The organism is Coleofasciculus sp. FACHB-712, assembly GCF_014695635.1.
In the GTDB taxonomy this organism is placed as follows: domain Bacteria; phylum Cyanobacteriota; class Cyanobacteriia; order Cyanobacteriales; family FACHB-T130; genus FACHB-T130.
The window spans coordinates 1-3,655 of record NZ_JACJOQ010000139.1 but is presented as its reverse complement, the minus strand read 5'-3'; the positions used below and the strand labels follow the sequence as shown (position 1 = coordinate 3,655).

4 protein-coding genes are annotated in these 3,655 nt (G+C 49.1%); 3 read left to right on the top strand and 1 reads right to left on the bottom strand.

The features are described 5' to 3' along the window. The coding region (locus H6F50_RS03565) for a molybdopterin-binding protein (protein WP_242028883.1) at nt 1-507 on the top strand (507 nt) is incomplete at its 5' end. 94 nt (nt 508-601) lie between these two features. Here the strand turns inward: H6F50_RS03565 and H6F50_RS03560 are convergent. Next, nucleotides 602-2,242 carry a serine/threonine-protein kinase gene (locus H6F50_RS03560; RefSeq protein ID WP_190412572.1) on the bottom strand — a complete coding sequence of 547 codons (1,641 nt, stop codon included), beginning with the start codon at nt 2,240-2,242 and terminating at the stop codon, nt 602-604. 275 nt (nt 2,243-2,517) lie between these two features. On the opposite strand from H6F50_RS03560, the gene H6F50_RS03555 reads away from it, so the two are divergent. Both H6F50_RS03555 and ytpR read left to right on the top strand, forming a co-directional pair. Further along, a complete protein-coding gene (locus H6F50_RS03555) occupies nt 2,518-2,781 on the top strand; it encodes a hypothetical protein (RefSeq protein ID WP_190426401.1) in 264 nt (87 codons plus the stop codon). A gap of 32 nt (nt 2,782-2,813) precedes the next feature. Next, nucleotides 2,814-3,655: YtpR family tRNA-binding protein (gene ytpR, locus H6F50_RS03550; RefSeq protein WP_190426398.1), on the top strand; the 842-nt coding region annotated here is incomplete at its 3' end.

Sequence of the window (3,655 nt, the reverse complement as noted above, 5' to 3'; positions counted from 1 at the left end):
ACCGCTGACGTGGTCATTTCTTCCGGCGGCGTTTCCGTAGGCGACTACGATTATGTGGATGAAATTCTTGCCCAACTCGGTGCGGAGATTCATGTCCGTGCTGTTGCGGTTAAACCTGGTAAACCGTTAACTGTCGCCAGATTTCCCAACGCCCAGCGTCCTGTTTTATACTTCGGTCTACCGGGAAATCCAGTTTCTTCTTTGGTGAGCTTTTGGCGATTTGTACAGCCAGCCGTGAGAAAACTTGCGGGTCTTGCTGATGGCTGGGAGCCAAAGTTTGTACAAGCGCGATCGCATCACGATTTGCGTTCAGACGGCAAACGAGAAAGCTACCTTTGGGGCAAAATGAATTTAGTAAACGGTACTTATGAATTTCATTTGGCTGGCGGTAGTCACAGTTCCGGTAATTTAATTAATCTTGCTCAAACTAATGGTCTGGCTGTTTTACCAGCAGGTCAAACCTTCATTGCATCTGGAGAGCCGGTGCAAGTTCTACCAATTGGTTAACCCAAAGAGTCATTGGTAAAAACTTTAAAGTTTTGAGTTTTGAATTACAGAACTCTCTTCTAACTCAAAACTTATTGCGCTTAGTTCCTTCCAATTACCAAAAACCTCTTTTGCCAGTGGGTAAAACGGTTGCCCAATTCGTTTTTGCCTGCGATAGCTGTTCCTCGCTAACTTTTGCCCCCGTGAGATTAGCGCCACACAAATTTGCACCTCGGAGATTCGCATGATTGAGATAGGCAAAGCTCAAATCTGCACCGCGTAGGTCAGCTCCTTCCAAATTTGCCGTGCTGAAGTAAGCCCTGCCCAAATTTGCCTCCTTCAGAATTGCCCCAACTAAATTCGCCCTGCCAAAATCAGCACTTGACAAGTCAGCGCCCTGAAGGTTGGTTTTAGCTAACTTAGCCTGATGAAAAATGCCTCCTGATAGGTTAACCCGTTGCAGGTTCAGCGCGCTTAAATCTTGAGAGGCAAAGTCTCGTCTACCTTTGGTGTAGGCAGTTAACACGCCAACAGCATCCAACTTGGCAGGAAGTTTTGACTTAGCATTGCCGTTAGAACCGCTATTTTTGAGCATCGTCGGCGGATAACCAGAGCCGGTAGCAGGACTTGGTTTATACATACTTCCCCCGGTTTGCGGTCCGGTCATGCCTAACTTTTCTCGACGTGCTCGAATTGCCATCGCCAGACGTTCTGAGGCGGAAGTGCCAGTCGAAGGGGCTGAGGAAAGCGTTGGACTGCTTAAGTCTCCAGAGTTGGTGTAGCGATTGCCTGTTTGTGGTTGTCGCTGGGAGCTATTGGGTTTAGTCGTTAAGCCTTGCTCCAAGCTGTCGAGATACGGTTCCAGGTCAAGCGCTCTCAACACTTCCTCAGCAGACTGATAGCGATGACGAACCGAAACCTCTAGCAATTTCTTGAGAACATCGGCAAAATGGTCGCTGATCTGAAGTTGCTTTCGCCAGAGCATTTCGCCCGTTGAGGGGTTGTAATCTAAGTCTTTTGGCGATTTTCCAGTCAGCAGATAAACGCAAGTGACCCCCAATGCATACAGGTCGCTAGCATAAACCGGGCGCATTGCCATCTGTTCGGGCGGGGCAAATCCGGGTGTCCCAATTGCGTAAGCCGTCAAAGCGGTTTGCTCGGAGCTACTGTTTGCCGTTGTCGGACTGACTTGGTTTTTCACCGCTCCAAAGTCAATCAGAACCAGTTTGCGGTCTTGTTCGCGGCGAATCAAGTTGGCGGGTTTGATGTCCCGGTGAATCACCTGCTGGCTGTGGATGTAGTGCAGGACGGGCAAAATCTCGCTTAAGAATTGCTTGACACCAGCTTCGCTTAGAGGTCCCGATCCTTTAACCTCCTGCTGTAGCGTCAAGCCGCTGATATACTCCTGCACTAAGTAAAACTGCTGGTTGTCTTCAAAGTAATCCAGCAGCCGTGGCACTTGGGGATGATTGCCGATTTTCCCCAAGGTTCTGGCTTCTCGTTCAAATAGCTCGCGTGCCATTTGTAAAACGTGGGCTACAGTCGTTGCTGGTCTTAGTTGCTTGATTACGCAACTTGGCTCCCCAGGCAAAGACTCATCCTCAGCTAAAAAGGTCGCTCCAAAACCTCCTTGCCCCAGCGCTTGACTGACTCGATAGCGCTTTCGTAATAGGAGTTCTGAGCCACAGGACCGACAAACTTCGGCGTGGTCGTGGTTTTGCGGATTTGGACAGGCGGGATTGAGGCAGTAGCTCATTCAGACTCACCGGGATGCTGAAACCGGATATTGCTACCCTAACTTAAATTATCGAGGCATTAATAAACAATAAGCATGGTACATTTACGGACAATTCTTTAAAGAGTTGCTAAAGACGATTAATCTTTGCTTAAAGAATTGAAAAACGATGTACTCCTGCAACTGCCAAGATTTTTCTCAAACATTGCAGTTAGAGACGGTATTAAATTGTAATCAAACAACTAGCGAACAGAAGAAGCGGATCGGGATTAAGCACAAAAATTGTTTCCATATCTTTGATAGCACATCCGGAAGCGCTAGATGTGATTGGTGTTACCCCTAAAACACTCATGCCATCTGGAAGTGAGGGCAAAATTTTGGCAGAACAAAGGAACAAAGAAGCTGAGGGGGATGGTGCTAAGCAACACGCTCACCTGGAGAAGCGATCGCACTCACCCTCCCGGAAGACTCTCCCAGAAGGCTGCGTCTGCGGGCATTTCTATCTTTGGCTTTCCCCACTCGTCGCCGGAATGCTTCAGCTGTACAAAACGGTAAAATGATCGGGCTGAGGTAAGTAAAAGCTTAAGCGTAAATGCGTATTTCTCTGAACTGGCTACAAGAATTGGTTGACTTGACGATGACTCCGGCGGAGTTGGCGCACACGCTAACAATGGCTGGGTTTGAAGTAGAAGATATTGAAGACCGCCGCACTTGGGCGGATGGGGTGGTGGTCGGGAAAGTTCTAGAGATTCAACCCCATCCGAATGCAGATAAACTCAGGGTGTGTACGGTCGATGTAGGGGCAGCGTCTCCCTTGAATATTGTCTGTGGGGCATCCAATGCCAGAGCAGATATTTATGTGCCTATCGCCACCATCGGGACTTATCTGCCTGCTGTTGACCTGAAAATTAAACCGGCTAAACTCCGGGGCGTTCCTTCCGAAGGGATGATTTGCTCTTTAGCTGAATTAGGTTTGGCAAAAGAGTCCGCAGGAATTCATATTTTTGGGCAGGAAAATCTTCAGCCGGGTATCGATGCGCGATCGCTCCTAGGCTTAGATGATGTAATTTTAGACTTGACATCTACCGCGAATCGTGCGGATGCTTTGAGTATGGTTGGCGTTGCACGGGAAGTCTCGGCGCTGACGGGTGCCGCCCTGCGACTTCCACAAGCCCCAGAAGTGTCAATCCCGAAGGGGAATGGCGGTCTGAAGTTGCGAATTGCTTCGGGTCAAGCGTGTCCGGCTTACATCGGGACGGTCATCGAAAAGGTCAAAATTGCGCCTTCTCCGACATGGTTGCAAGGGCGATTACAAGCCGCTGGAGTCCGACCCATCAATAACGTGGTAGATATTACCAACTATATTTTGCTGGAATGGGGTCAGCCGCTCCACGCCTTTGACCGCGATCGCTTGCAATCCGTGGCAAGTGGTGG

Excerpts from the sequence above, each read along its gene's own strand:
- H6F50_RS03560 (WP_190412572.1), bottom strand. The coding sequence starts at position 2,242 with ATGAGCTACTGCCTCAATCCCGCCTGTCCAAATCCGCAAAACCACGAC.